Genomic DNA, 4,041 nt, shown 5'->3' with positions numbered 1-4,041 from the left:
TCCTAAAGATCATACGTATGAAGCAGAAGTAATCTACCCTCCTGGCCTTCTAAAAGATTTTTATAGCACTCTTCAATATCTTTTATTCCTGGATTTGGCTTTCTTTTAAGCTCGGTTAGGCTACTGTTACGCCACTCAGCCGACAGCTCAAAGAACTTGGGCTTTATTCCACCTTTGAACCCTAACTCTGTACTAACCCGTTCAATATATTCGTCGCTTCCAAGCTGTGCCAATTGCTTCAGGCTTGTAGCTAACTTGTGAGCACCAAGCATACTTTCTGGTATTTGTTGTATTCCAGATTGCATTGCTGCTAAATGCTTCATGTCTTCCAGATGCAAATAAATAGAAGTCAACTCTTCGATTACCTTTATTATTATTGCTCGATATATCTCAGAGGGCTCTTTAATATGCTGAAAGTCATTTAACCTTATAAATATGGGAAGTATCAATTCGTCAGTTTTTGAAATCAAACTTGGGACTAGAGCTGATAAATAATATGCATGATTTGCTCGCAAATACATTGTTTTTCCAGAACCCATTCGCCCTTTAATAATTGAGTTTTCATAATCAAAGGGAGTAGCTAAACCATTGATGGGATTAACGAAAAGGCTGAGAATGTTTGACACGTCATACTCATCTGCATTTCGAACCTTGAAAGGTCTTGCTCTAAAAATTTTTTCCATTGATATCTCAATTTTTACGATTAAAGACTCAACATGCTATCTCCAACACTGTTATATCGCAATTACACAGCGAATGGATTGCACAGCTCTATTTTGGGTAAATATTAATACTAATCAATTTTTTTGGTAAAAACAATTATTTAAGGCCTTGTTTCCAATAATGCACTTTAAGTCAATTAAAATTATTTTTACATTTTAGAACTTCCGCTTTTGGCACACTGTGACGATCTTCACTAAGAGCGAAAAGCAGAAATAACGCTTGAGTTTACCTGCGGCTCGAAGCGACTGAAAGGATAGCTAATTGTTAGACGGCAAATTTTGTTCTTGCGCATCACTCTTTATTTTGGTTTTTAGTCCGGTAAATCCAAGGAACTACAGAAAGGATGAGTAAAGCTATAAGAGTGCTCAAGACGGCGGTCGTTTCCCGTCCCATTCCTGCAGCGACGCCGATTGCCGCTGTTACCCATATACTTGCCGCCGTCGTCAGCCCCCGAGTCTCTACTTCTCTATTTCCCATAATGATGGCTCCGGTGCCAAGAAACCCGACACCTGCAATCAGACCTTGCAATATCCGACTCAGATCTGCGCTTGATGCCCCTGCTTGTTGGGGAATGAGGACGAACAGTGCCGCCCCTATGGCAACCATCATGTGTGTTCGCACCCCCGCACTCTTGCCTTGCTGCTCCCGCTCGTATCCCAATAGGCCTCCAAGGGTTGCAGCAACGAGAAGACGCAGTGTGATACGTGTAACTTGCTCCGCATCCTGGACATCGGAGAATTCCGATAGCACTGTATTCCATATCTCTTGCCACATTTCCATCGTCCTCGTTGTCACTTCTCGTTTTTCGGTACTTCATCTAGGCTCTTCACAAGGCCGAACCTAACGCAAAGTTTGGGGCGCCTTGCGCACCTATGCTCGTAATACCTATCACCAGCATAGCTTTTATCCTTTACTCAAAGAACCAGCAAGACGCAAATGCTATTGCCTTCTTTTATGAATTTTACTCAGAATAAGTTAACCTTTAATCCACGCTAAATCAATTGCTTCCAAGCGTACATCATTTCGCTAATTAAGCGCTCTAGCGGTTTCGCGCCCGCAAGACCGTGGTTAAAAACTTAATAAGAAATGCTAAACGTTAAATCAGCTTATACTGTTGATGGATAGTGCAGGTGTTTGGGAGATTTATTCGTGGATTAACTAAAACCTGCAATTCAGTAACAGCCAAAGTCAATGTCCGTTTTTGGCACACAGACGATCTTAACTATGAGCGAAAAGCGGAAGTATAGCCGCGCTTTGCAGCTGGTCTGGAATGCAGCTGAAAACCAGTCCGACAACAGCGCTTCATTCTGCCATGATTTTTTCCCATCGATACTGGCAGTAACTGCATTTTCCTTCATTGTATTGTTCTTCTAAACCAAGCGGCTCTTCGCAAATTTCGCAGCGGGTGTATTCCATTTCATAGTCGCATGCCACACAACAACCCTCTTCATGAATAAAAGTGCTTTTCCCACACTCATGACACTCATCATAGGGAGAATCACCACCATCTTTCGCATTCCTAATTGCCTCTCCAGCCAAAGAATCATCGATACATTGCTCGACAACATCATCAAAACAGAAATCATAGCCACATGATTTGCAATGTAAGTTGATAGTTGGATAGACGTCATCAGGATAAGGTGCTTGTATCAGTGAAGAATGGCATTTGCTGCAACGAAGATTTTTTAGCGCTACCTCAACAGAATGATATTTCCAGTCGACTGCAGCAATAGCAGCTTTACAGGCTTTCTCTTCTGCCGAATAAACATCGCTCACCTCAAGCAACGTTGCCCAGCAATCGTTGCCGAGACTTTCCTGAGGATCTTGACCTAAGTGCTCCGATAGAAAATCCCGAATCAATAGAAACGACTTAGCTACGATTTCTCTAACAGCATCAGGGGATTCAGAAGTATAGTAGTGTTCTAAATCGTTTCTCAGTTTGTTAATTTCATCGAATCTATTCCAGTCTACCGAGACATTCAAACTACTAAATCTTTCTTTTATTGACTGTACATCAACCGTCTTGTGGCCTTTGCCCTCAAAAAAAATTTCGCCTTTTTCATTTTGCACAGGCCTTATATTTTGCTTAATAAGTAGTTCTTTATTATCGTCCGGAGATAGCTGGCAGAGCTTTTCTTTGTATAGCAATAAAATTCCAGCTGCAATGTTTCTTACAGCAGAAACACTGCGCCTATCGTCCTCACTTTGAAAATCCTCAACACCAATTTGGATTGAATCGATCGCATTTTGGATAATGCTCATTACCTCTCCTGAGAGCTAGCGCTCGCTGCAAACGCGAGCTACTTGTTGCGAGCAGTGTTCCCAACAGCTGTATTTTTTATGCCGTTTGTCAGCTTCCGTAGCTATTTAACCACTGAAACAACTGTTCACGGTCAACTAAAGACAAATCCCAACTGCTAGATGCCTCATTTTCAACGAATTTTCTCGCATCATTAGTGAACGTTGAAGTAGTAACTACGATTGCTTTGTTAGGGCCACCTTTTGTGTTCTTCACACCGTATATTGCACGCACAACGTCTACACTTATTTTGTTGCTTTCGGAGTAACACTTACACTCGATAAAGTATTTATTTTTTATACCTAATGAATCAGTATGGATAGCAATAATGTCCTTTCCACCATCTCGAGTTTTTTTAGTTAAATCGACTTCAAAACCCTTTGATTTAAAGACCTCAGCAACAATTTCCTCGAACTGACGAGATGTTATTTCACTGAGAAGCTGATTATCGCTTTTTAAAGCCGAGATTAACTCTGCTATCGATTCATGCAGATCAAATAAATCTCTTGCACTGTAAATCTCTCTGACATATCCAAATTCAGGGCCGCCTTCAGTTTGTGCGCCAGTTGAATTATTTAGCGTAAAATTTAATATTTCTGCGGGATACTCAGAGACCTGATAACTTAATGATATTTCAGCGTTACAATCGGAACACTCGAACTCATAAATAACATCGAATAAATTTTCAGGCCCCATTTGGCGTTCATCACCGCCAACACATTCGATAGAAAAATCCTCTATGGGAATTTCATCACTGGCTCCACAGCTATCGCATATGTATTCAACTGTTCCAGAAAATTTCCACACTACTATCTTCTCCTTAAGCGAAGCTAACGCTCGCTGCATACGCGGCTTTGGAATGGAGGCGAAGCCTCAATGTAAAAGACGTCGCCGTGCCAGCGATTGTTAGCATTACTTTTGGCTCTTTCTTTCATCCCAAGTCTCCAATACGAATAACGCTATGGTATGGGCAGAATGAATAGCCAGTCGAGCATGCCTTGGTAATCATCCCATTTTTA

Annotated in this window: 4 protein-coding genes; all 4 read right to left on the bottom strand. The window is 41.4% G+C overall.

Annotated features, from left to right (window positions below):
* Positions 1-2: 2 nt before the first annotated feature.
* Complete coding sequence (locus AAY72_RS06075) at positions 3-683, bottom strand: hypothetical protein (protein WP_057786056.1); 681 nt, start codon at positions 681-683, stop codon at positions 3-5.
* Positions 684-1,014: 331 nt separating this feature from the next.
* The gene (locus AAY72_RS06070) at positions 1,015-1,503 is read right to left on the bottom strand and encodes an MgtC/SapB family protein (RefSeq protein WP_039925421.1); all 489 of its coding nucleotides are present in this window, start codon (positions 1,501-1,503) and stop codon (positions 1,015-1,017) included.
* Between the two features lie 522 nt (positions 1,504-2,025).
* Entirely contained in the window at positions 2,026-2,985 is a 960-nt protein-coding gene (locus tag AAY72_RS06065; protein ID WP_057786055.1) for a hypothetical protein, read from the bottom strand.
* Positions 2,986-3,073: 88 nt separating this feature from the next.
* Positions 3,074-3,829: a restriction endonuclease gene (locus AAY72_RS06060; RefSeq protein WP_057786058.1), complete on the bottom strand. Its 756-nt coding sequence runs from the start codon at positions 3,827-3,829 to the stop codon at positions 3,074-3,076.
* Between the last annotated feature and the right edge of the window lie 212 nt (positions 3,830-4,041).

The organism is Alishewanella sp. WH16-1, assembly GCF_001441695.1.
Taxonomy (GTDB): Bacteria; Pseudomonadota; Gammaproteobacteria; order Enterobacterales; family Alteromonadaceae; genus Alishewanella; species Alishewanella agri.
This window is presented reverse-complemented; position numbering and strand designations above follow the sequence as displayed.

Bases quoted from the DNA above. Each gene is read 5' to 3' on its own strand.
- AAY72_RS06075 (WP_057786056.1), bottom strand. From the start codon at position 683: ATGGAAAAAATTTTTAGAGCAAGACCTTTCAAGGTTCGAAATGCAGAT.
- AAY72_RS06070 (WP_039925421.1), bottom strand. From the start codon at position 1,503: ATGGAAATGTGGCAAGAGATATGGAATACAGTGCTATCGGAATTCTCC.
- AAY72_RS06065 (WP_057786055.1), bottom strand. From the start codon at position 2,985: ATGAGCATTATCCAAAATGCGATCGATTCAATCCAAATTGGTGTTGAG.